18 protein-coding genes are annotated in these 23033 nt (G+C 62.8%); 11 read left to right on the top strand and 7 right to left on the bottom strand.

Annotation, left to right across the window (positions count from 1 at the left end; translation table 11 throughout):
• Positions 1–570: 570 nt before the first annotated feature.
• Positions 571–1878, top strand: a complete 1308-nt coding sequence (locus IG629_RS19780; protein WP_193173635.1) for a M23 family metallopeptidase — start codon at positions 571–573, stop codon at positions 1876–1878.
• A gap of 63 nt (positions 1879–1941) precedes the next feature.
• On the opposite strand, the gene IG629_RS19775 is transcribed toward IG629_RS19780, so the two are convergent.
• On the bottom strand, positions 1942–3144 hold the full coding sequence (locus tag IG629_RS19775) for an APC family permease (RefSeq protein ID WP_193173634.1): 1203 nt from the start codon (positions 3142–3144) through the stop codon (positions 1942–1944).
• A 258-nt stretch (positions 3145–3402) separates the two neighbouring features.
• Here IG629_RS19775 and IG629_RS19770 point away from each other — a divergent pair, with 258 nt between their 5' ends.
• The 3 genes from IG629_RS19770 to IG629_RS19760 are packed head-to-tail and all read left to right on the top strand — an operon-like array spanning position 3403 to position 7346.
• On the top strand, positions 3403–4326 hold the full coding sequence (locus tag IG629_RS19770) for a methylenetetrahydrofolate reductase (protein ID WP_193173633.1): 924 nt from the start codon (positions 3403–3405) through the stop codon (positions 4324–4326).
• Positions 4327–4363: 37 nt separating this feature from the next.
• A complete protein-coding gene (locus IG629_RS19765; RefSeq protein ID WP_193173632.1) occupies positions 4364–5269 on the top strand; it encodes a methyltetrahydrofolate cobalamin methyltransferase in 906 nt (301 codons plus the stop codon).
• A 22-nt stretch (positions 5270–5291) separates the two neighbouring features.
• Positions 5292–7346 carry an ASKHA domain-containing protein gene (locus IG629_RS19760; protein ID WP_193173631.1) on the top strand — a complete coding sequence of 685 codons (2055 nt, stop codon included), beginning with the start codon at positions 5292–5294 and terminating at the stop codon, positions 7344–7346.
• 203 nt (positions 7347–7549) lie between these two features.
• Here IG629_RS19760 and IG629_RS19755 read toward each other — a convergent pair whose 3' ends face one another.
• Positions 7550–7816: a hypothetical protein gene (locus tag IG629_RS19755; protein ID WP_193173630.1), complete on the bottom strand. Its 267-nt coding sequence runs from the start codon at positions 7814–7816 to the stop codon at positions 7550–7552.
• A 338-nt stretch (positions 7817–8154) separates the two neighbouring features.
• Here IG629_RS19755 and IG629_RS19750 point away from each other — a divergent pair, with 338 nt between their 5' ends.
• From IG629_RS19750 to IG629_RS19735, 4 genes are all read left to right on the top strand, one after another.
• Positions 8155–9354: a M20/M25/M40 family metallo-hydrolase gene (locus IG629_RS19750; protein WP_404923913.1), complete on the top strand. Its 1200-nt coding sequence runs from the start codon at positions 8155–8157 to the stop codon at positions 9352–9354.
• A gap of 252 nt (positions 9355–9606) precedes the next feature.
• On the top strand, positions 9607–10575 hold the full coding sequence (locus tag IG629_RS19745; protein WP_193173628.1) for a quinone oxidoreductase family protein: 969 nt from the start codon (positions 9607–9609) through the stop codon (positions 10573–10575).
• A 222-nt stretch (positions 10576–10797) separates the two neighbouring features.
• Entirely contained in the window at positions 10798–11622 is an 825-nt protein-coding gene (locus IG629_RS19740) for a VOC family protein (RefSeq protein ID WP_193173627.1), read from the top strand.
• Between the two features lie 187 nt (positions 11623–11809).
• Positions 11810–12478: a DUF4286 family protein gene (locus tag IG629_RS19735; protein WP_193173626.1), complete on the top strand. Its 669-nt coding sequence runs from the start codon at positions 11810–11812 to the stop codon at positions 12476–12478.
• A 43-nt stretch (positions 12479–12521) separates the two neighbouring features.
• Here the strand turns inward: IG629_RS19735 and IG629_RS19730 are convergent, their stop codons facing one another.
• Positions 12522–12914, bottom strand: a complete 393-nt coding sequence (locus tag IG629_RS19730) for a hypothetical protein (protein ID WP_193173625.1) — start codon at positions 12912–12914, stop codon at positions 12522–12524.
• Positions 12915–13168: 254 nt separating this feature from the next.
• Between IG629_RS19730 and IG629_RS19725 the strand changes: the two genes are divergently transcribed.
• Complete coding sequence (locus tag IG629_RS19725) at positions 13169–14023, top strand: DUF748 domain-containing protein (protein ID WP_193173624.1); 855 nt, start codon at positions 13169–13171, stop codon at positions 14021–14023.
• A 161-nt stretch (positions 14024–14184) separates the two neighbouring features.
• On the opposite strand, the gene IG629_RS19720 is transcribed toward IG629_RS19725, so the two are convergent.
• The 3 genes from IG629_RS19720 to IG629_RS19710 form a co-directional block, all read right to left on the bottom strand.
• Positions 14185–15459, bottom strand: a complete 1275-nt coding sequence (locus IG629_RS19720; RefSeq protein WP_193173623.1) for an Hsp70 family protein — start codon at positions 15457–15459, stop codon at positions 14185–14187.
• Positions 15460–15697: 238 nt separating this feature from the next.
• The gene (locus IG629_RS19715) at positions 15698–17116 is read right to left on the bottom strand and encodes a serine hydrolase domain-containing protein (protein WP_193173622.1); all 1419 of its coding nucleotides are present in this window, start codon (positions 17114–17116) and stop codon (positions 15698–15700) included.
• 288 nt (positions 17117–17404) lie between these two features.
• The gene (locus IG629_RS19710; RefSeq protein WP_193173621.1) at positions 17405–18421 is read right to left on the bottom strand and encodes a 1-aminocyclopropane-1-carboxylate deaminase; all 1017 of its coding nucleotides are present in this window, start codon (positions 18419–18421) and stop codon (positions 17405–17407) included.
• A gap of 158 nt (positions 18422–18579) precedes the next feature.
• On the opposite strand from IG629_RS19710, the gene IG629_RS19705 reads away from it, so the two are divergent.
• Together IG629_RS19705 and IG629_RS19700 are read left to right on the top strand one after the other, a co-directional pair.
• Positions 18580–19044 (top strand): Lrp/AsnC family transcriptional regulator, encoded by a 465-nt coding sequence (locus IG629_RS19705; RefSeq protein WP_193173620.1) that lies wholly within the window; start codon positions 18580–18582, stop codon positions 19042–19044.
• Positions 19045–19258: 214 nt separating this feature from the next.
• Positions 19259–21019 carry a cobalamin-dependent protein gene (locus IG629_RS19700; RefSeq protein WP_193173619.1) on the top strand — a complete coding sequence of 587 codons (1761 nt, stop codon included), beginning with the start codon at positions 19259–19261 and terminating at the stop codon, positions 21017–21019.
• Here the strand turns inward: IG629_RS19700 and IG629_RS19695 are convergent.
• Positions 21016–22983 (bottom strand): methyl-accepting chemotaxis protein, encoded by a 1968-nt coding sequence (locus IG629_RS19695; protein ID WP_193173618.1) that lies wholly within the window; start codon positions 22981–22983, stop codon positions 21016–21018. The genes IG629_RS19700 and IG629_RS19695 overlap by 4 nt on opposite strands.
• Positions 22984–23033 lie beyond the last annotated feature (50 nt).

Genomic DNA, 23033 nt, shown 5'->3' with positions numbered 1-23033 from the left:
CCAATTCAGTGGGCCGCCCCGCAACGGGAGGCGCCTTATACGACCCACCTAACCAAACCGTCAAACACTTATTTGCAAAAAAATGACGTTCGATGATTTTTCTGCAGAGGACTCCCGGAGTTCCGCCAATTTCGGTTTATTGTTTCTCGGATAGACCGGACGCGCCCTCCCGATTAGCCCGAAAGGCGTCCACCAAACCGATGCGGCGTGACACAGCTGGCGGCACGAGATCAGTCGGATAATGGGGATTGTAAACGGGAAGCCGCGAGACCGATGCAGCGGAGAAGCAACAGCTTTTCGATCGCCATCATGCATCCCTATATAGAGAGCACTCTATAAGGGCCGATAAGAGAGCACTCTATAGGGGCTATAAATCCCTTATCAGGGCTCTCCCGCATACAGGCATGCACTTCGCAGCCTATCCGGGATTTCCCGAGCCTATCCTCCCGATTTAATTCTCCGCCTTAAGTTTGCATCAGCAGTGCACTGATTCAATTGTGGTTGGTCTTGACTTAATAGGTCATTCAAAACAGAATCAGCGGAAATATTATATATTTCGGGATCGCTTACATGACACAGCGGGTTCGCCCTCGTTCGGCCTTGGTTGCCAGCGTACTCGGCTCCGTTCTCCTGGCTGGTATCGGCGGCTTCGCCATGTTCGGAACCGTCGGCGCTCCCGACACCGATCCGACAACGGCCGAGGCCTCTGGCGCAAACAGCTTCTCCATCCCCTCTCCCGAGGGCAGCGCCTCCACGCTCGAGACCCGCGCGGTCAAGGTCGAGCGCGGCGACACCCTTATGAAGCTGCTGACCAAGAACGAAGTCGACAGGCGCGACGCCCACGCCGCCATCGAGGCGCTGACCGAGGTCTACGATCCCCGGCGCATGCAGATCGGCCAGCTGTTCGAGCTTTCTCTGGAAGAATCCGCCGACAAACCGAGCCTGCTCTCTATCTCTTTCAAGGCAGATCCGGTCCGCACGATCCAGGTGCACTATACCGATGACGGAGCCTACAAGGCCGACGTCAAGGAAAAGGCCCTGCAGCGCGGCGACGCGTTCGGGGCGGGCACCATCCGCTCGAGCCTTTATGTGGCTGCGGTCGATGCGGGCATTCCGGTCGCGGTGCTGCATGACATGATCCGGATCTTCAGCTTCGACGTCGACTTCCAGCGCGACATCCAGAAAGGCGACCGGTTCGAAGTCCTCTATGACGAGCAACGCACCGGCGACGGCACTCTGGTCCGGACCGGCGACATCACCTATGCGGCGATGACGCTCTCCGGCAAGGAGCTCGCCTATTTCCGTTACACTCCGAAAAGCGGTGTCACCGATTACTTCAACCGCAAGGGCCAGTCCGTGCGCAAGACGCTGATGCGCACGCCGGTGAATGGCGCCCGGCTGTCTTCCGGCTTTGGCAAACGCAGGCATCCGATCCTCGGCTTCACCAAGATGCATCGCGGCACCGACTTCGCGGCACCGAGCGGAACGCCGATCATGGCCGCCGGCGATGGCGTTATTGATTATATCGGGCGCAATGGCAGCTACGGGAAATACATCCGTGTCCGCCATAACAGCACCTACAAGACCGCCTACGCCCACATGTCCGGCTTCAAGCGCGGGCTGACCAAGGGCGCCCGGGTGAAACAGGGTGAGGTCATCGGCTATATCGGCACGACCGGACGCTCCACCGGCCCGCACCTGCACTATGAAGTGCTTGAGAACGGCCTCCAGCGTAATCCGATGAGCGTGAAACTCCCGGCGGGCGAAAAGCTGAAGGGCCAGGAGCTGAAGCGGTTCGCCGCCGTCCTGCCGGCCATGGAACAGCGCATTGCCGTTTCCCGGGACGACAACACGCTGGTCGCCGCCCAGAGCAACTGATCATCACGGGAGACGGATCGCCGTCTCCCTCTCATTCATTTGGTTACAGGTAAACCGGTAGCGCTATTCGGCTGGAATACCGAATACAGCCACGGCAGCGCAGGACAGCGCCAGAAACACACGCCAGGCAACCGCGACGCCCTGCCCGCCCGCCTTTATCGTGGCAACGGCCGCGATCACGCATTGCAGCATGTAATAGACGGCGAAGGCCCGGCTCGCGAGGGCGATCACCCCGTAGATATCGGTCTCCCAAAGCACCAACGCTGAAATAAACACCAGCACCGGATAAACCTGATGGCCGTTGAGCCGTCGGGTTGCCCCTTGCGCAAGCCCCGCGCCGCCAATGGCATCCGCGACCCCGGCGCTGAACTGACTGGCCACGGCCCCGAAGGTCAGGGCAAGCGGCAGCAGCGGCGACACCACCAGCGCCGCATCCATGACCGCCGTCTCTCCCGAGCCCTGTATCGCTTCCGCCATCAGAGGTGACAGCAGCGCGAAGAAAGCCACATAGATCACGGTGGAGGCGAACTGCGCGAGACGCATGGTCCGGACCCGGGTCGGGCGGTCGAACTCCGCGCCGAGAAACCGTGAGGTCTCGAAACCCTGTACCATGATCAGCATGCCGAGCAAGACAGGCACAGACCCCCAGTCGCCATGCGGTTCCGGCGGCGTGATCGACGCCCCGTCAGCCAGAAGCTCACCGGAATAGATCGCAAGCGCCGCCAGGAAGCCGCCGATGATGGCGAGCTTCAGGGCCACCACGCCGGATTCAAGGCGTATCACCTGCCGCAACCCGCCGGACCAGCCGAGCCAGCCGATCAGGGCAAGCAATGCCGTGGCGATCACCTTCGCCATCACCGGGTCTCCATTGCCTGTCACCTCCTTCATGACGAAGGCACCTAGCAGCGCCAGGTAATAGGCGACGGAGATCACATAGGCGAAAAACAGGGTGAAGGTGCTGAGCCGCTCGAGAACCGCAATCTGACGCGGCGGCGGCGTCTGTTCCAGCATCGGTTCGACCTGCATGATGTTGTACCGGACAGCACCGCCGATCATCCAGGCGAAGGCGCAGAGACCAGCAATGCCAAGGATGGCAAAGCCGCCAAGCTCGCGCCCGAGCAACGGTGCGGAGACCAGAAAGCCGCTGCCGATGATCGAGGCCAGGGGCGCCACCATTGCCCGCCAGACATCCGAACGGCCGATCCCGGTGAACAGGATGACGGCAAACAGTGCCAGCGCGACGATGGCAAAAGAGATTTCTATCATTTCCAAAACGATATCGGTTGCAGATTGGCGGCGAAGAATAGCCATCCGATACCGATGGCGCCACGGGTGAACGACGCATACCGGACAAGCTGAAACGCCCAACTCCCTGGCCTCCGGAGTGACGGCCGGACGACAGATTCGTAAACAGTGTCGCAATTGAGAGAAGTTGTGACGCGAGACAGCCATTGAATTCCCGCACCTGCCCTTAAATCCGAAGAACAGCGCGATCAGGCGCCAACGGGATCTGAGGAGAGGGCGATGACCGCGAGCATGACGGATATCCAGACTCTGGTGCGGGGCTTCTCGGTTGAGACCACCCCCGGCTCCGCGGCCAAGGTGGATGATTTCGGCGCGCTGCTGCCCGCCGGAACCACGGTCAACGTAACGCAGCTCCCCGGCTCCTCCGTTTCCGACACCGTCGCGGTCTGCCGCCGGCTCCGGGCCGAGGGCATGGAGCCCGTCCCCCATATCGCCGCGCGCAGCATCGAAAGCAAAGCCGCACTTGCCAACTATCTTGAAAGCCTGACCGAAGAGGCTGCCGTGACCGAGGTTCTGGTCATCGGCGGCGGTGTCGACACGCCGGTCGGCCCTTACGCTGAGACCATGGATGTGTTGCGGAGCGGCCGCCTCGAAGCCGCCGGCATCCGCAAGGTCGGTGTGGCCGGTCATCCCGAAGGCTCCCCCGATATTTCCGTGGACGGTCTCGCTACCGCCCTCAGGGCAAAGAACGACTGGGCCGCAGAGACCGGGATCGAGACCTATATCGAGACCCAGTTCTGCTTCGATGCCGGCGCTATCCTGAAATGGGAAAAAAGCATCCGCGATGCCGGTAACGCGCTGCCGATCCATATCGGCGTGCCCGGCCTCGCCAGCCTGAAGACGCTGCTGAAATTCGCCCAGGTCTCCGGCATCGGCCCGTCCATGCGAGTGCTGACCCGGCAGACCCGGAACATCGCCCGCCTGCTCACCGTGCAGGCCCCGGACAAACTGCTGGTCGGCCTCGCCGACGGCATCCAGGCCGATCCGGACTGCCTGATCCGGCACCTGCATTTCTATCCGTTCGGCGGCCTCGCCAAGACCGTTTCCTGGGTTGATCAGGTTGTCGCCGGTGAGTTCAACCTCAACAGCAAGGGCGGGTTCGACACCGCCCCTTTGGCCGAAAAGACGGCCGCGGCTTCCTGACCCGTCTCATCAGCCGCATCAAGGGAGAAAAACCGGAATGACCGATACCGTCATCAGCTCGGCGACCAAGGAAATCGTGATCGGTTTCGAGCGTCCGTTCTGCGTCATCGGCGAGCGCATCAACCCGACCGGCCGCAAGCTGCTGGCGGCGGAAATGGCCGCTGGCGACTATAGCCGGGTCCGCTCCGACGCCCTCGCCCAGGTCGAGGCCGGCGCCAATATGCTGGACGTCAATGCGGGTATCCCGATGGCGGACGAGCCGGCGATCCTCGCCGAGTCCATCAAGCTGGTGCAGTCCCTCACCGACACGCCGCTCTCCATCGACAGCTCTATTGTCGAGGCGCTGGAAGCCGGCCTTGCCGTCTATCAGGGCAAGGCGCTGGTGAACTCGGTGACAGGCGAGGAAGAACGGCTCGAGGTCGTCCTCCCGCTGGTGAAGAAATACGGTGCCGCCGTGGTCGCCATCTCGAATGACGAGACCGGTATCTCAGAAGACCCGAACGTGCGCTACGAAGTGGCCAAGAAGATCGTCGAGCATGCCGCCGATTACGGCATCCCGCGCGAGGATATCGTGGTCGATCCGCTGATCATGCCGGTCGGCGCGATCAACCTCGCCGGCCGCTCCGCCTTTGACCTGATCGGCCGGCTCCGCACGGAGCTGAAGGTGAATACCACCTGCGGCGCCTCCAACATCTCTTTCGGCCTGCCGAACCGGCACGCCATGAACGCCGCCTTCCTCTCCATGGCGATCCATGCCGGCATGACGTCCGCCATCATGAACCCGCTGCATGCGGAGGAAATGGGCGCGGTGCTGGGTGCGGACGTAATGATGGGGCACGACCCGGAATGCCGCCGCTGGATCAAGCGTTTCCGCGAGCAACCGGCGGAAGGCGAAGCGGTCGGCGCACGTGGCGGCCGTGAGCGCCGCCGCCGCAGGGCCTAGACGGCACCATGAAAGTGACGCCATGAACGCACCGGCTGACGCGGCCTCGGATATCCGGCAGGACGACACCCCCGAGGACGTCTATGTCGTCTTCACGCCCTCCGGACGGCGCGGTTTCGTGCCGCCCGAAACCACCGTGCTCGACGCCGCCCGCTCCCTCGGCGTCGATCTCGATTCCGTCTGTGGCGGGCGCTCCATGTGCGGGCGCTGCCAGATCCAGCTTTCCGAGGGTGAGTTCGCCAAGTTCCAGATCACCTCGCGCGCCAGCAGCATCAGCGAGACGACCAAGTCCGAGCAGCGCTACGCCGAGAAGCGCGGCCTGAAACCTGGCCGCCGCCTTGGCTGCAATGCCAAGGTGCTGGCCAATTGCGTCATCGACATTCCGCCGGAAAGCCAGGTCCACCGGCAGGTCGTGCGCAAGCGGGCCGAAGTCCGGGATATCGAGATCCGGCCGGTCACCCACCTGCATTATGTCGATGTGCGCGAGCCCGACCTGCATGATCAGTCGAGCGACTTCCGCCGGCTGTGCGAGAGCCTGCGCGAGCAATGGCCGAACTGGGGCATCGCCGACGATGTGAGTTGCGATTACGCGGTCATGACCAGTCTGCAGAAAGCCCTGCGCGACGGCGCCTGGAAGGTCACCGTCGCGCTTCGGGGCAATGACCGGGTGGTCGGCGTCTGGCCGGGCTTCCGGGAGAAGATCTACGGCCTCGCCGTCGATATCGGCTCCACCACCATGTCCGGCCATCTCTGCGATCTGGCGACCGGCAAGGTGCTGTCGTCCGCCGGCACCATGAACCCGCAGATCCGCTTCGGCGAGGATCTGATGAGCCGGGTTTCCTACGTCATGATGAATCCCGGCGGCGACGAGGAAATGACCCGCGTCGTGCGCGAGGCTGTGAATTATCTGGCAACCCAGACGGCGGCCGAGATCGGCGCCGGATCGGACGAGATCGTCGATCTGGTGTTCGTCGGCAACCCGGTGATGCATCATTTGATGCTCGGCATCGATCCGACGGAGCTGGGCGGCGCGCCCTTCGCGCTGACCGTCGATACCGCTGTCGAGCTAACCGCGGCCGAGATGGATCTTTATCTGCATCCCGGCGCCCGGGTCTATGCCCTGCCCTGCATCGCCGGCCATGTCGGCGCGGACACCGCCGCCGTGGTGCTGTCCGAAACGCCCTACAAGCGGGACGAGGTCACCCTGATCGTCGATGTCGGCACCAATGCGGAGATCGTGCTCGGCAACCGGGACCGGCTGCTCGCCTGTTCCAGCCCGACCGGCCCGGCCTTCGAGGGCGCCCAGATCTCCAGCGGCCAGCGCGCCGCCCCCGGCGCCATCGAGCGGGTGCGGATCGATCCCGAGACGCTGGAGCCGCGCTTCCAGATCATCGGCACCGACCGCTGGTCGGACGAGGACGGCTTCGAGGAGACAGTCGCCGAACTCGGCATCAGCGGCGTCTGCGGCTCCGGCATTATCGAGGCCATCGGCGAGATGTTCCTGGCCGGCATGATCACCACTGACGGCATGATCGACGGCGCGCTGGCGGCAAAGTCAGACCGCGTCTTCCCGGACGGCCGCACCTTCTCCTACCGGATCAGCGACACGGTTTCGGTGACGCAAGGCGACGTGCGGGCCATCCAGCTCGCCAAGGCGGCGCTCTATGCAGGCTCCCGCCTGCTGATGGACCGGCTCGGGGTGGACAGCGTCGACCGGGTGGTGCTGGCCGGCGCCTTCGGCAGCCATATCGACCCGAAATACGCCATGGTCCTCGGCATGATCCCGGATTGCGAGCTGGAAAACGTCGTGTCGGTCGGCAACGCGGCGGGCACCGGCGCCCGCATCGCCCTGCTGAACGGTCAGGCCCGCAAGGAAATCGAGTGGGTCGTACGGACCATCGAAAAGGTCGAGACCGCCGTCGAGCCTCGCTTCCAGGAACATTTCGTCGGCGCCATGGCCCTGCCGCACAAGACGGACCCGTATCCGAAACTGTCAGCGGCAGTGAAGATGCCGGCGCCAAGGGTGGCGGTGAAATCGGGAGAAGAAGGCGGACGGCGGAGACGGCGGCGGGGGTAGGTTTGCACCGGCGGCGCTCCATCCCACACGGTCGTCATCCCGGCCGGAGAGCCGGGACCCAGCTTTCGTGGACTGTGACAGCGGCGATATAGATCCCGGATCAGGCCCAAGGCGAAGGATTGCGGTAGGCGAATTGAGTGGCTCGCGCCCTCAACTCAACACTAAATATCGGAAGAACACTCCAATATACTATTGCCCTAAGACTATTTTTTGAATTTAGCGTAGAGACGACACATTTTTTTCCAGTTACTTAAGACATCTGGCAGAGTATCATCGAATGACTTAATCACTTCATCATCAAAATCTTCAGGAAATTCTGCACCGTCAAGATCATCTGAAGAAATAACCACAGAAGTACCATTGATATTGGCGTTAAATTCATGATGACTAATAAAAATGCCGTCCCTGGTATTCTTTAAGACCGGCCCAATAATTTCAATTTCGTCTCCCGTAGCGAGTACTAACTTCATGTCAATTTCCTTCCTTCATGATCAGACGCGAGGCCATTAGAAAATTAATTCCAGACGCGTCTATGGATCCCATATTTCCGTAAATTAGTACACTTAGAAACACGAGACTCCCACTCCCCTAAGGTAAAATCGGATGCGATTAAGGGGACCAGGGAATTTTGGGGACACGCGACTCAATTCGCCCGTTAACTCCGCAGCCACGGGATCCTGGCCAGGCTCAGGCCTGCGTTGCCCAATTCCTCATTCTCCTCCTCAACAGTAATCCCGGCCGGAGAGCGGGGACCCGGCTTTTCATAGAGCCGTGACAGTGGTCATATGGATCCCAAACCAAGCCTAGGATGACGGATTTCGGTCAGCGAGTTGCGTATCATGCCCCCCTCATTCCCCAAACAGCGGAGAACCCCATGGACTTCAACGCCCTGCCCTTCGACTCCGATGCCATGTGCACAGGCCTCCGCCCGTGGATCGAATGCGAGAGCCCGACCCATGACGCGGCGGCGGTGGACCGGATGATCGACCTTGCGAGCTATGACCTCGCTTCCATGGGCGCCAGGATCGAGCGCATTCCCGGGCGCATGGGCCTCGGCGGCTGCGTGCGCGCCACCTTCCCGCACCCGAAGGCGGGGGCGCCGGGCATCCTGATCGCCGGTCACATGGATACGGTGCATCCCGTCGGCACGCTCGCCCACCTCCCCTACCGGCGTGAGGGCGGGAAGTGCTGGGGGCCCGGCATTCAGGACATGAAGGGCGGCAACTACCTGTCGCTGGAGGCTATCCGGCAACTGGCTGCGGCGCAGATCGAGACGCCGCTGCCCGTGACCGTGCTGTTCACCCCGGACGAGGAGATCGGCACGCCCGCGACCCGGGAGCTGATCGAGGCCACGGCGAAGAGCCAGAAATACGTGCTCGTCCCCGAGCCGGCCCGCCCCGATGGCGGCCTCGTCTGGGGCCGCTATGCCATTGCGCGCTTCAACCTGAGGACGACCGGCACCCCGATCCATGCGGGCGTCGATCCGCGCCTCGGGCGCTCAGCGGTGCGGGAAATGGCCCGGCGCATCCTTGAGATCGAGGAGATGAGCACCGATAGCTGCACCTTTTCAGTCGGCTGCGTGGTCTCGGACCAGCTCCACGTCAATTGCGTGCCCTCGGGCTGCGCGGCCGAGGCGCTGTCCATGGCCAAGCGGCAGAATGATCTGGATGCGGGCGTCGAGAAGATGCTGGCTCTGCACGATCCGGACGGAGACGTCGGTTTTAACGTCGCGCGCGGCGTCACGCGTCCGATGTGGGAGCCGAGCGCCGCCGACAAGGCCCTGTTCGAGCATGCAAAGAGCCTCGCCGCGGGTCTGGGATTCGAGATCACGGCCCATATGGCGGGCGGCGGCTCGGACGGCAATTTCACCGGCGCGATGGGCATCCCGACTCTCGACTCCCTCGGCGTGCGCGGCGCCGGACTGCATACGCTGGATGAGCATATCGAGATTGAGAGCCTCGCCGAGAGGGGCAAACTGATGGCCGGCCTGCTGGCCACGCTGACCTGAGAGCACTTTCCTCGATCGTCATCCCGGCTGCAGAGCCGGGACCTTGCCGAACATCGGGCCGTACCCGCCGAAAGGTCCCGGATCGGGGTCCGGGATGACGACGGAGGGAGGGTTCGGGGTGACGGACTTTTTGCCGCCACATGGAACCGTGCATTGACCCATGATGCTGGCGGGGCGGACAGTGCACCCCAAGCGGCACCCCATGACCCGCACAGCAACAACCAAAATCGAGTTCCAGGGAGATCCACGGCCATGGCCCATGCAATTGTTATCCACGAACACGGTGGTCCCGAAGTGATGCGCTTCGAGGAGATCGCTGTCGGGGATCCGGGGCCGGGCGAGGTGCGCCTGCGCCAGACCGTTGTCGGGCTGAACTATATCGACGTTTATCAGCGGTCCGGCAGCTATAAACTCGATCTGCCCGCCTCAATCGGCATGGAGGCCGCCGGGGTCGTCGAAGCCGTCGGCGCGGGTGTCGAGACCGTCAAGGTGGGTGATCGTGTCGGCTATGTCATGGGCACACCCGGCGCCTATGCCGAGGAACGGATCTACCCGGCCGAACGGCTGATCCCCCTGCGGGACGATATCAGCGACGCGCAGGCCGCGGGGTCCATGCTGAAGGGGCTGACGGTGTCCTACCTTGTGCGCCGCACCTTTCCGGTACAGGCAGGCCAGACCGTCCTGCTGCATGCCGCTGCCGGCGGTGTCGGAACGATTGCCTGCCAATGGCTGAAAAAGATCGGCGCCACGGTGATCGGGACCGTCGGTTCCGACGAGAAGGCGGAGATTGCCAGGGCGCATGGCTGCGATCATCCGATTGTCTATACGCGTGACGACTTCCAGGCCCGGGTGATGGATATCACCGGCGGCGAGGGCGTTTCGGTGGTCTATGACGGCGTCGGCGCCGCTGTCTATGAGGGCTCGCTCGGGTCTCTGGCCCGCTTCGGCACGCTGGTGCATTTCGGCGCCGCCTCCGGACCCGCACCGGCGGTCGAGCCGAAACTGCTGGCCGGCAAGGCACTCTACTTCACCCGTCCGGGTCTTGCCCCGCACACGGCGACGCGGGAGCTGACCCTCGATATTGCGGGCGCCTTGTTCGACAAGATCCGTGAAGGCGTGAAGATCGAGATCAACCAGACCTACGCCCTGAAGGACGCCGCCGAGGCCCACCGCGCGCTTGAGGCACGGGAGACGACGGGGTCGACGATTTTGACGGTTTGATCCTGCCGAATAGAGGGGTGCACGACTGAATTTCCAGGTGGCGGGGATAAATCTCGCGCCTCTCTCAATCTCCGTCATCCCGGCCCGAGAGCCGGGACCTAGGGGATCGTGGGGCGAGGACCTTCATCAGGAGATCCCGGATCAAGTCCGGGATGACGAATTGCGGCGGGCGAATAAAGTGTCATGTCCCCTTAGTTCGTTATTTCGCAAGGAGAGGATTAAATGCCGACAGGAAATCGCGACGTCACCTGGGAGATCGCTCATGTCGGGCTTTGCGTGCATGACAGGGGCGCGGCGGCACGCTTCTATGCGGACATAGTCGGCCTGCCACCGGCGCCGGACGCAGCCCCCCACTCCTTCTCCAACGGCTTTCAGAGCCTGTCGCTGTTCCAGCCCGATCCTGGGTTCGCGCTGGAACGGCACCTCCTGCATAACCCCCTCATGGAAAAATCCGCGACCATTGCCGTGCCAGACCTGAACGCGGTGCAAGGCACGTTGGACAGTGCGGGCATTTCCAGCTCCCGGATCGATGGGCTTTTCCCCGGCCTCGACCGGCAGCTCTTCTGTTACGACCCGTCGATGAATCTGATCGGTTTCACCGAGCGGAACGACATGCAGAGCGTGACCGATGCCGATGGCTGGATCCTGCATCATGTCAATCTTCAGGCGCACGACGTTCGGGCGACAGTTGGTTTCTTTACCAGGACGGCTGCAATGATCGAAGGCACCTGGAAAGCGCCGACGGACATGGGGAATTTCAGCATCGACCCGGACGAACTCGCGGTTCTTGATCTCGGCAGAGAGAACAGGGGCCTGCACGTCATCCGGCCGGACGCCGGGTTCGGTCAGCGCAACGGTTTCGCCCACAACCCCTCGATAGGCGGCCACCCTGCTTTCCGCGTCCAGGACATCCACGCCGTGATGCAGCGACTGCAGGAAGCCGGGATCGTTTATTCCGACGCGGGAACCTATGCGATGACCGGCTATCATCAGGTCTACGTCTACGACCCGTCGTTCAACCTGATCGAGATCAACCAGCGTCTGTGATGCGGCATCTGCGGACGGGAACAGGGATTCAGGTGACACACCGTCCATCAACCGGCCAGGCAAAACTCCGTGCCGTTCCCGCTTCCGGCAGACCCGCAACCGGGCGATACTCCCGCCCATCAGCGGCGAACAACCCGCTTCAACGCGAATGCCGGAAAAACGGCACTGACCGGGAGGAAACACACACATGACAGACGCGGTGATGGCGGTATGGGGCGACACGACGCCTGAATGCGATGCCGAGTTCAGCGAGTGGTACCACCGCGAGCATATTCCGGAGCGGGTCGGCATGCCGGGGTGGCGGAACGGGCGGCGGTATCGCAAGCTCGGCCGGGGCAAGCACAGGTATCTCGCGGCCTACGATGTCGAGGGCCTGGCCTGTTTCGACGATCCGGTCTATCGCCACGCGCTCGACAATCCGACGGAATGGACGTCCCGGATGATGCAGGAATTCCGTAATTTCGTGCGCGCGACCAACCGGGTGCGGTTCTGCAGCGGTGAGGTTCTCGGCTCGGTCGTCGCGACCGTGCGCTACGATCCGAGCACGGGGGATCCGGAGGCGATTGCCCGCTGGCTCGCCGGTGCCGCCCTGCATGACCTGCGCAATCGCGAAGGCATCACAAGGGTGCAGCACTGGCAGGCCGATATGGGCCGCTCGCTGGCCGGGACCGGCGAGCAGTCGATCCGCAAGAGCAAAGACGGCGAGGCGCCGTTCACAGCGGTGATCGAAGGCACCGACCGGGTCTTCGTCGAAGCCGCCCTCAAGGAAGCGGGGATCGTCGACGGCCTTGCCGAGCGCGGCGCGAAGCACGTGGATGCCGGGCTCTACGCGATGATGTTCGCGCTGCACGACTGACGGGGCTTTCTCCGGGAATTAGGGGAAGAAGGAAACTTGGGCGTTAAGTCGCCCGTCCCTTTAGTTCCTGTTTCTTCAATTCCGCATAGGCAGCCTGATGGGCCATCTCGTTGCTCTTCAAGCGAATTTCGAGAATCCACTCCTTATCGGTCCGCACAATCTTCTTGGTGCCGCTGCGCGGGATGATGATGTTGGTTTCAATGCAGAATCTTACAAAAGCCTCGACCACATGCTGCTGCTCAAGAATAAAGCTGTCATTGCGGATGTTCGGGCCAAACTTCATCTCTATGGCGATCAGAATGCTGCCATCCGGCTGCGCTTCAATCCCATGCACGGTGCCGGGCGGCAGAAGCTCCTTGTGGACTCGCCGGAAAGAATCGATCGCACCCTTCAGTTCGGCGTCGCTCAGGATGATCGTTCGGATTTCACGTGGCATTGGATCGGTTCTTCTGACTCTGACTGGTCGTCGGGAAGCCGAACTTAGGCCAGACTTCATTAATACGGAGTAAAAGGCCCGAATTTACCGATAACCATACCTCCGGTCAGATGACTGTGTGATCGCATTGCCCAGCCCTCGACCGCCGTCACACCCTCGTCTCTGGACCTCCTCCCACCAACACGCCTAGAGTCTCCTGGAAAAGCGATGCAGCCGTGCGGCCCTGTTGGCCGCACCAGATCTGGAGTGAGACGATGAAGCGTTTGGGAATCATTGTGGGGGCCGTTATCGCGGTCCTGTTGGTGGCGGTGGTTGCCGTCGTCGTCTTCGTGTTCGGCAATCTCGATTCCCTCGTCAAGGACGTGATCGAGGAGCAAGGCACGCGCGTCGCCGGGGTACCGGTCACCGTCTCCGGTGTGAAGATCGAGGTGCTGGACGGCCGGGCCGGGATCAACGGGCTGACGGTCGGTAATCCATCCGGCTTCAAGAGCGACAGCGCGATCTCGCTCGGCGGGATCAGTGTTGCTCTGGATACCGCGAGCGTCAGCCAGCCGGTGATCGTGATCAAGGAGATCTCCGTCGACGGGCCTGAGGTGACCTATGAGCTGATGCCCGGCGGCAACAATATCGGCACCATCGCGGACAACGTGAAGAAGAACAGCGGCGGTGGTGGTTCATCCAGCGCACCCTCCTCCGGTGAAAGCGGCGGCACAGACAAGAAGCTCATCATCGAAACCCTCAAAGTGCGCGGCGGCAAGGTGACAGTCGCCGCCTCCCTGCTCGATCAGGGCAAGGCACTGGAAGCAAGGCTGCCGGATATCACCCTCCGGAATATCGGCAAGGAGTCCGGCGGGGCGACACCGGAAGAAGTGGCTGCTGAAGTGATGGCCGCCCTGACCGACGCCGCCAGCCGGGCCGCCGCCAGCATCGGTGTCGGCAAGACCCTGGAAGCGCTGAAGCAGAACCTCGGCAAGATCAACGGCGGCAAGCTGCCAACCGATGTGGAAGGCGCCAAGAAGGCCGTCGACGATACGAAGAAGGTTATCGAAGACACCGGCAAGGAGCTGGAGAAGGCCGGCGAAGGGCTGAAGAAACTGTTCGGGAACTGAGTGGGGCGTCGGTTTGGCTGAACACGCCCCCAACCGTCATTCCCGCGCACGCGGGACCCCAGGGGAAGGTGGACGCAGCCCAATGATTGCCTAGGTCCCGGCTCTCCGGCCGGGATGACGACCAAGGAAATGAGAACGGTTGTTTTCCAGAACCGCGTTTCTCACCCAGCCGGAAAAACCCTCTGCGCCGCCTTGGTCAGGCCTTTCGCCACCGCCGTGAAAGGATCGGACGGGACGATCCGGGCGGCGGGGACGCAGCCGGTGATGACCCGGCGCATGTCGGGCAACAGGGTGGAGCCGCCGGTCAGTACAATATGGCCGACCTGCTCCGGACGCACTCCGGCCATGGCGAGGGTCTCCCCGGCAGCCTTGGCGACCTGCTGCTCCAGTGGTGCGAAATGATGCGCCAGGGCGGCCTGGTCCACCGTGATGGCTGGCAGATCTTCGATATCCGGGAAATCCAGCGTCGCCGCCTCACTGTCGCTAAGGGCGATCTTCACCCCTTCCACGGCATTCGCAAGCCGGTGGCCGAGCTGCCGTTCCAACAGCTCCAGCAACAGCTCGATCTTCTCCGGCTCGACCGCCTGGCGCATGACCGAACGAACATCCCGCTTCATCGCGTAGCTGTAGCAGAAATGGATCTTCTGCCAGGTGGCGAGATCGTTGTAGTAGCTGGGCGGGACCGGCAGCAGGACATCGGAGGTCAGCGCCTTCATCTCCGTGCCGTACCCGAAGGCGGGCATGACGGCCTTCAGCGACAGCCGCTTGTCGAGGTCCGTGCCGCCGATATGCACACCGTGATTGGCCAGGATCTCGAACCCGGCGACCTCTTTGGAAGCGCCGTCCACTGACCGGTGGGCCAGCGTGAAATCCGAGGTGCCGCCGCCGATATCGGCAACCAGCACATAATCCGCATTCGGCATGCTGTCTTCGGCGTCGATCAGGGCCGCGACCGGCTCATAGACGAACTGTACCGGGCCGAAACCTACTTCTTCCAGCACCTCGCGCAGCAAAGCCTCCGCCCGTCTGTCGCGCGTCTCGTCCTCGTCGACGAAGCGCACCGGCCGGCCGGCGACCAGTCCGGAAATCTCCCCGTCGGCCGCCTGCTCGACGCTCTTCTTCACCGCAGTCAGGAAGCTGGTCAGCAGGGAACGGAATGGCCAGGACCGGGCGCCCATCCGGGTCGCGTCATCGGCCAGGCTGGTGCCGAGGATGCTTTTGAGCGCCCGCAGGTAACGGCCCTCATACCCCTGCAGGAACCGCGCCTCGGCGTCATGCCCGCTGACCAGCACGCCCTCTTCCTCGTCATAGAACAGGGCCGTCGGGACGGACTGACCGCCATGCTCGAACCTGTGGAGATCGAGGGCGTTGCCGGACGCGTATCCGATGGCGGAATTCGAGGTGCCGAAATCCAGCCCGGCGACAATCGGTTTCATGGGATGCGGGCTCTCTCGGATTGGAAATACAGTTTCCCGTCTCAGCGGAGCCGACCTGTTTACAGCCACTCCCCCGTATGGGGTCAAGATGAAAGTGGCGTGGCAACGAAAGCGTCATATGGCGAGATCACTCAATACGTCATTCCGGCCGGAGAGCCGGGACCCAGATGATCATAGGGCCCTGCCTGCCTTCACTGGGTTCCCGCGTGGCGCGGGAATGACGAGGAGATAATCCCGGTCAGTTCCGAACGCGCTCCAGATCGGTCCAGCCGCCTCTGCGGTTTTCGACACTCACGCCGGTGACCTCGCCTGCATCGTTCGCCGTGAACACCGCCTCGCGCTCAAGATCCTCAATCAGAAACCTTGTGTCCGATTGTGCCAGCAGGCGGAACTGGCCGAGCCGCGGATCGGCGATCTCGAGACCGTCTTTCGTCTCCACCACATGGATCGTTGCCCGGCGCCCCTTATATGCGCCGGTAAACCGGGATTGTTGTTCCGGCCCCAGTTCGACCGTCGCGCCAGGAATAACCGGTTGCACCGCCGGGACCAGTTTCGGCGTGGCGGCGGGAGGGCCGGTACGGGCTTTCAGGATCGCGACCAGAACCTCGACGATATCCCCCGTCTCGACCCGATGGCCGTCTGCGGTATTCGCTTTATGCACCAGCACCAGCCGGGCGGCGGGTACCACGATGATAGTCTGCCCGCGGTTGCCCAGCGCTGCATAGGTGCCGAGTTCCTTGAGACGGCGGGCGAAGGTCCACCACATATAACCGTAGCCGCCGCCGCGCTCCCGCTGCACATGCGCGCGCGTGCTCTCCGCCACCCAGTCCGCCGGGATGAGTTGGCTGTCCCGCCAGCGGCCCTCGTTCAGGAACAGCAGCCCGAACCGGGCCATGTCCCGTGCGGTCAGGCGGTAAAGATAGGCCGGATGGTGCGAGACGTCAGGGTCCCCGCGGTAGAATGTGTGCCGGAGGGAGAAGTCCTGCATGCCGGTCGGCTGGGCCAGCCGGGTCTCGAAATCGCGGAACAGGTCGCTGCCGGTTTGCTGGTTGTAGATCGTGCCCAGCGCGTTGAAATCCCAGTTATTATAGTACCAGAAACTGCCCGGTGCGTGGCTGCCGCGCTCGGGACGGCCGCGCTTCATGCTTCTCGACTCATAGGCGGCGGGCAGATAGATGCCCGAGCGGGATTCCAGCAGGTCGGCGACGGTTGCGCTTTTCTCGGTTTCTGTCAGCGGTGTGATCTCGTCGATGCCGAGGGCTCCGACGCTGGCGGAAAGATCGATCTTCCCTTCCCCGACGGCGATGCCGTAAAGCGCGCTCATCAGCGACTTACGGACGGAATGCACATTCATCCGCCGGGCGGTCTGCCCCCATTCGGCCAGAACAGCGCCGTTATAGACCACGAAAAGCGCATCACCGCCGAGTTGAGAGCCAGCTTCCATGGCGGCATCCAGCGAGGCGGAAGACCAACCGGCTTCTTCAGGAGAGGCATAGCGCTGCCAGGTTTCCCCCGGGAATATCGGCGGTGAGGCCGCATTCCAGGCTGGCCAATCCACCGTCATGTCGCTGGCATGCGCGCTTGAGACCGCCGCGAAAGTTGCAAGCAGGCCAAGCGCGAGGGCTGCCTTTCGCATGCGTGATGTGAAAGCAGCCATCCCGTTCTCCCGCCCAAATTGAGTACCCGGATTGGACATGGGGAGTTTGGCTGGGGCTTCAATCAGTCCTGACGATTATTATACCTCCCACAACCGTCATTCCCGCGCACGCGGGAACCCGGAGATGGCACGCGCCGCACCATGATCGGTGGATCCCGACCTGCGTCGGGATGACGATGGTGGGGAATGACAGCGATGAAAACGCGAGAGGTTGCCACGCGGCTCCCCCCTGCGATCCGCTGAGTCCCGGCTCTCCGGCCGGAATGACGGTTCGGGAGGGTAGCAGGATTAACCGTTCCGGTAGGTGTAGCTGTAGCCGTTCAGCGCGGGCGCGCCGCCGAGATGGGCGTAGAGGACCTTCGAGCCTTCCGGAAAATAGCCCTTCTTCACCAGATCCATCATGCCCTGCATGGATTTGCCCTCGTAGACAGGGTCGGTGATCATCGCCTCGGTCTGGGCGGCGAAGCGGATGGCATCGTTGGTCTCCGCACTCGGCACGCCGTAGGCCGGATAGGCATAGTCTTCGAGGATGACGATCTCGTCGTCGCGGACCGTGCGGCCAAGCTCGACCAGCTCCGCCGTATTGTCGACGATCTCGCGGACCTGCTCCCGGGTCTGCACCGGCGTCGCCGAGGCATCGATACCGATCACCCGGTCCGCCCGGTCATCGGCCGCGAAGCCGACGATCATCCCGGCCTGGGTGGAGCCGGTGACGACGCAAACGACGATATAGTCGAACTTGATCCCCATTTCGGCTTCCTGGGCGCGGACTTCTTCGGCGAAACCGACATAACCAAGACCGCCGAACTTGTGCACCGAGGCGCCGGCCGGAATGCCGTAGGGCTTGCCGCCCGCGTCCCGGACATCCTGCATGGCGTCTTCCCAGCTCTGCCGGATACCGATATCGAAGCCCTCGTCGACGAGGCGGCTGTCTGCCCCCATCAGCCGGGTCATCAGGATGTTGCCGACCCGGTCATAAACGGCGTCCTCGTGCGGAACCCAGCTTTCCTGCACCAGCCTGCACTTCATCCCGAGCTTGGCGGCAACGGCGGCGACCATGCGGGTGTGGTTCGACTGCACGCCACCGATGGACACCAGCGTGTCCGCGTTCGAGGCGATGGCGTCGGGGACGATATATTCCAGTTTGCGCAGCTTGTTGCCGCCCATGGCGAGGCCGGAATTGCAATCGTCCCGCTTGGCATAGATCTCCACCTTGCCGCCGAGCGCCTCGGTCATGCGGGGCAGATGTTCGATCGGGGTCGGGCCGAAAGTGAGCGGGTAGCGCTCGAATTTCTGAAGGTTCATGGGCTGGCTCCTTGCGCTTGAAATGGCGCCGGAACGCTAGCAAAGAGACAACGGAAGGTGCTTCCGTTTTGCGATGGTTGATTTCGAGAAAGACGGCATGATTTCTAATGGATAATATTATTCTCTCAATCATGAGCATTAAAATGAGAGAAATGATCATGCCCGCAGAGCTCGACCGAACGGATCGCAATATCCTGCGCCATTTGCAACAGAATGGGCGATTGAGCAATGCGGAGCTCGCCTCCCTGACCAACACCAGCCCGGCCACCTGTCATCGCAGGACCCAGCGCCTGTTTGAGGACGGCTACATCTCTTCCGTCCGGGCCCTGATCGCACCGGAGAAGGTCGAGCGCGGCACACTGGTGATGGTCGGTGTGGTGCTGGATCGCTCGACGCCGGAGAGCTTCGGCGAATTCGAGGCGGCGGTAACCAAGCTGCCCTTCATTCTCGACTGCCATCTGGTAGCTGGCGATTTCGACTATTTCCTGAAGATCCGGGTCAGCGACATTGCCGACTTCAACAGCATGCATGGCTCCAAACTCATCGCTTTGCCCGGCGTCCGGCAGACCCGGACCTTTTTCGTGATGAAGGAAGTGACGGACAACGCGCCGCTACTGTTCTGAACACCATGGCATCTTCACTCACTTAGGTCGTCATCCCGGCCGGAGAGCCGGGACCCAGGCGATCATCGAGCAGGGCGTTCCATCCCTGGGTCCCGGGTCAAGCCCGGGATGACGATGTTGGGAGAGAGTTGCAGGAATATCCGGCACAAGAATTTGGTCCTACCGCCGCCCCATGCATAATGATCTCTCCGGCCCCTCCAGAGTACCCGCCCCCATGCTGCCAGACCGCTCAACCATCCTGCCCGAGCCAGATCTGCCGAACGGCGCGGGCCTGCTTGCTGACGGCGCGAAGCTGGCGGCGGACTGGGGCGTCGGCCCCTCCGCCTTCCTGAAAGAAGCCGGCACCACCTCGGAGCACGACTACAAGCTGCGCCGGATGGCCGAGGGCGCCATCATGCAGCATGCGCAGATCGGCTACCGCGATCCGGCGAAAAGCATCCGGGCCTATCGGGAGATCTGGGAGGCCTGCCGGCTGCGCGGGATCAATGTCGACCGCTACGGGCTCTGCCTCGACTGGTCCATGGCCCTGCCGCAAGCCGCGCGGGAGAAAGCGACGCGCGGCACCGGGATGATCCTGCGCGGGGTCGAGGATTTCGTGGACCTGGCCAACGCGGCACCGGTGGCGCCGCATTTCGGCGATTTCGTGCTCGGCTTTCCGGCCGCGCTGGAGAACACACAGGCGGCTCTGGCGGCGGGCAGCACCGCCATCGGCAATCTCGGCCAGTATTTCACCTTCCGCATTCCAGGCCATGACGACGATATCGCCGCGACGCGAGAGACCGTGCGCGCCCTCGGTCTAATCGCCGCCCAGCCTGTGCCGGTCCTAGTGCATTCCAACATCGATGACGGCTTCGGCGCCCATCTGACAGACCTCGCCTCCTGCCTTGGCCTGATCCTGATCGAGCGCGAGATCGGGCGGCTAGCCGGGGTGCCGGTCGTGCATTGCTACGGCCATCATTTCTCCGATCCGCTGGCCCGCCTCGCCTTCCAGCGGGCCCTTGCTCTCTCCGGGCCCGCTGCGCCGGGCTCGATGATCTACGGCAACACCACAAGCTACCGGGGCACGCCGGCAGAGAATGCCGCCAGCCTCTCCAGCTACCTGCTGGTCGACGCGCTCGGCCAGGCGACCCGGCCCACAGGCCACGCCATCAACCCGGTGCCCGTAACCGAGAACGAGCGCATTCCGGAAATCGACGAGGTGATCGAGGCTCAGCTTCATGCCGGACGGCTGAAGGAACATGCGCTGGACTGGCTTCCGCTTGTAGGGGAAGAGGAAGCAGGCGCCATTGCCGTCAAAATACTGGACGGCGGACGGGTCTTCGAGAAAGCCGTGCTGAAAGGGTTGGCTGAGGTCGGCATCGATACAAGCGATGTGTTCGAGCTGCTGCTGGCCCTCCGCCGTATCGGCGCCCGCACACTGGAAGCCGCCTTCGGACCCGGCACGCCCGATCCCGACATTATCGGCGGCCGCGCGCCGCTGGTGCCCGCGACTATCGTGTCGGAGATTGCGGAGATGGCCGAGGCGGCGCTGGCGGAGATGCCTGACGACGTGCCCACAACGCTATCTGGCAGCGGCCTGAAAGTGATGGTCGCAGCGGGAGACGTGCATGAGCACGGCAAGATGGTGGTGGAAGAGCTGGTCCGCCAGCTCGGCCTCACCGCGCTCGACGGCGGCGTCTCGACTGACCCGGAGGTGCTCGCCGCCCGCGCAGCGCAAACCCGGCCTGACGCCATCGCCATCAGTACCTATAACGGCGTCGCGCTGGGCTATTATCAGACACTGAAAGAGGCCCTGTCGGAACAGGGCCTCGATATCCCGGTACTCATGGGCGGGCGGCTGAACCAGATCCCGGAGGCGTCGAACTCCAGCCTGCCGGTCGATGTCGGTGCGGAGCTTGAAGAAGCAGGCGCCCTGCTCTGCCGTTCAGCGGCGGAAATGGGCCCCGCGCTGGTGCGGCTCCTGAGGACGTCCTAGCCGGCGCGCACTTCCGCGAGGAAGCCGTTGACCGCCTGGGTTAGCTCTCCCGCCTGCCCGCCGAGATGGTTCGCCTTATCCTTCACCCCGACGGAGACCGAGCGGGTTTCGGCGGAGGCGGAGACGACCTCGCCGATATTGACGGTGACATCCTGCACATTTGCCGAAGTGGATTCGACACTGCGCGCGATTTCGTTCGTCGCGGCCGACTGCTCCTCCGCGGCGGCGGCGATGGTCCCGGCGACCTGGTCGATATCGTTCACGGTGCCGGCCAGCGCCTCGATCGCCTCGACGGTGCTGCGCACCGCTTCCTGCACTTTCTGAATCTGACCGCCGATCTCGTCCGTCGCCTTGCCTGTCTGGGAAGCAAGAGACTTGACCTCGTTGGCCACCACCGCGAAACCCTTGCCCGCCTCGCCTGCGCGCGCCGCCTCGATGGTAGCGTTGAGTGCCAGCAGATTGGTCTGCTCGGCAATATCGGTGATCAGCCCGACGACCTCGCCGATCTTGTCCGCAGCCTCCGAGAGTTCTCGGACCTTACTGGAGGTCTCCTCCGCCCGCTGGGCGCCGTCCCGGGACATCCGGCTGGTATTCTGCAACTGCTCGGTAATCTCGCGGATTGAGGCCGCGAGTTCCTCGGCGGCTGCCGACACGGTCTGCACGCTGCTCTCACTCTCCCGCGCTGCGCTCTCGACGGTGCTGGCCCGCGAGGAGGCGTTATCCGCGACGCTCATCAGCGTGTCGGCGGTTGTGCCGAAGTCGGCGGCGGAGCCTGCCACAGCATCAACGATGCCCTTCACCTGATCCTCAAACTTCTGGGCCAGCGCGAGCACCGCCCGGCGCCGCTCCTCCTCGGCGCGGGCCTTGTTCGCCTCTTCCTCTTCTTTCAGCCGTTCCGCCTCGACCAAACCGTCCCGGCACTCGGCCATAGCGCGGGCCATGATCCCGATGTCGTCGGAACGGTCCAGGTTGGCGATCTTCGTCGTGAAATCCTTCTGGCTGAGACGACGGAGGACATCGATGGCGTTCTGTAGCGGTGCCGAGATCAGACGGCTTATGAAAAGCAGCAGAACGAGAAGAATGACGATACTTAGCGCCAGAAGCACTCCGGCCGAGATATAGGCATTATCGATGGCACGGTCGAAGCTCGCCCTGTCGACTGCCACCAGCGCGGTACCGATGACGGTGCCGGCAAAGTCTGTCACCGGCTTCGCAGCCAGTGCGTAGGAATGACCCTCGGCCTTGACGTTCAAATCGAACGCTTCCCCCTGAAGCCCCTCCTGCAGCAACGCAGGGTCGATCACAACGCCTTCAGGAAAGGTCGAGGCCAGCGGTTCCAATCCGCTCTCCCGAGAGACGAAAAGTGCTGCGTGCGCCTCATGCTTCTCCCGAAACGCGTCGAAGAAGCTTTGTCCGAAGGAGAGGCCGAACTCAACGGAGCCGATATGGCCCTCGGCGTCCGCAATCGGCGCGACTCCGCGCATGCCGAGGCCGGCGACCCCGACCTCAAGTCCCTTGGTCGAAACCTTCTCGTTATTGACCTTCAGTACCGTGTTTCGGAAGCCGGAGAGGTCATCGCCGAATTTTTCCGGCTTGTGAACCCGCAGGAAAGACGTCGCTGGCGGCAGATGAAACTGGAACTGGCGAACGCCATAGTCTGCCTTCAGTTCCTTGAACCCCGGAACGAAGATCCCAGAGAGCTTTTCTCGGTCGCCAGCGCGCATTGCCTCGATCACGTTCGATTGCAACGCGATCAGACGCGCCATCGAAAGGGCCCGCAGCCCTTCCTGCTCGATTTCCTGGGTCAGTGTCGTCGTGTTGGCCGTCAGCCGGTTCTTCAGTGCCGTATTCGTCAGCTCAAGAGAATTGTAGAGGCCGGACACAGTGGCAATCGCAATTGCGATCAACAAACCCGCTGCAACCAGCAGCGCGAGCTTGGTCTTTACCTGGAGCTTCCGAAACATTGCTTCATTCCATAAAAATTCCGCCGCATGAGCGGGAATTTAAAAGACCG

This window comes from Nisaea nitritireducens, from assembly GCF_014904795.1.
GTDB classification, from domain to species: domain Bacteria; phylum Pseudomonadota; class Alphaproteobacteria; order Thalassobaculales; family Thalassobaculaceae; genus Nisaea; species Nisaea nitritireducens.
This window is presented reverse-complemented; position numbering and strand designations above follow the sequence as displayed.

What these genes read in the sequence shown, in the direction of transcription:
- IG629_RS19705 (WP_193173620.1), top strand. Translation starts at nt 18,580, where the DNA reads ATGCCCGCAGAGCTCGACCGAACGGATCGCAATATCCTGCGCCATTTG.
- IG629_RS19745 (WP_193173628.1), top strand. Translation starts at nt 9,607, where the DNA reads ATGGCCCATGCAATTGTTATCCACGAACACGGTGGTCCCGAAGTGATG.
- IG629_RS19730 (WP_193173625.1), bottom strand. Translation starts at nt 12,914, where the DNA reads ATGCCACGTGAAATCCGAACGATCATCCTGAGCGACGCCGAACTGAAG.
- IG629_RS19780 (WP_193173635.1), top strand. Translation starts at nt 571, where the DNA reads ATGACACAGCGGGTTCGCCCTCGTTCGGCCTTGGTTGCCAGCGTACTC.
- IG629_RS19740 (WP_193173627.1), top strand. Translation starts at nt 10,798, where the DNA reads ATGCCGACAGGAAATCGCGACGTCACCTGGGAGATCGCTCATGTCGGG.
- IG629_RS19720 (WP_193173623.1), bottom strand. Translation starts at nt 15,459, where the DNA reads ATGAAACCGATTGTCGCCGGGCTGGATTTCGGCACCTCGAATTCCGCC.
- IG629_RS19765 (WP_193173632.1), top strand. Translation starts at nt 4,364, where the DNA reads ATGACCGATACCGTCATCAGCTCGGCGACCAAGGAAATCGTGATCGGT.
- IG629_RS19755 (WP_193173630.1), bottom strand. Translation starts at nt 7,816, where the DNA reads ATGAAGTTAGTACTCGCTACGGGAGACGAAATTGAAATTATTGGGCCG.
- IG629_RS19725 (WP_193173624.1), top strand. Translation starts at nt 13,169, where the DNA reads ATGAAGCGTTTGGGAATCATTGTGGGGGCCGTTATCGCGGTCCTGTTG.
- IG629_RS19750 (WP_404923913.1), top strand. Translation starts at nt 8,155, where the DNA reads ATGACGGATTTCGGTCAGCGAGTTGCGTATCATGCCCCCCTCATTCCC.
- IG629_RS19710 (WP_193173621.1), bottom strand. Translation starts at nt 18,421, where the DNA reads ATGAACCTTCAGAAATTCGAGCGCTACCCGCTCACTTTCGGCCCGACC.
- IG629_RS19715 (WP_193173622.1), bottom strand. Translation starts at nt 17,116, where the DNA reads ATGGCTGCTTTCACATCACGCATGCGAAAGGCAGCCCTCGCGCTTGGC.
- IG629_RS19775 (WP_193173634.1), bottom strand. Translation starts at nt 3,144, where the DNA reads ATGATAGAAATCTCTTTTGCCATCGTCGCGCTGGCACTGTTTGCCGTC.
- IG629_RS19770 (WP_193173633.1), top strand. Translation starts at nt 3,403, where the DNA reads ATGACCGCGAGCATGACGGATATCCAGACTCTGGTGCGGGGCTTCTCG.
- IG629_RS19695 (WP_193173618.1), bottom strand. Translation starts at nt 22,983, where the DNA reads ATGTTTCGGAAGCTCCAGGTAAAGACCAAGCTCGCGCTGCTGGTTGCA.
- IG629_RS19700 (WP_193173619.1), top strand. Translation starts at nt 19,259, where the DNA reads ATGCTGCCAGACCGCTCAACCATCCTGCCCGAGCCAGATCTGCCGAAC.
- IG629_RS19735 (WP_193173626.1), top strand. Translation starts at nt 11,810, where the DNA reads ATGACAGACGCGGTGATGGCGGTATGGGGCGACACGACGCCTGAATGC.
- IG629_RS19760 (WP_193173631.1), top strand. Translation starts at nt 5,292, where the DNA reads ATGAACGCACCGGCTGACGCGGCCTCGGATATCCGGCAGGACGACACC.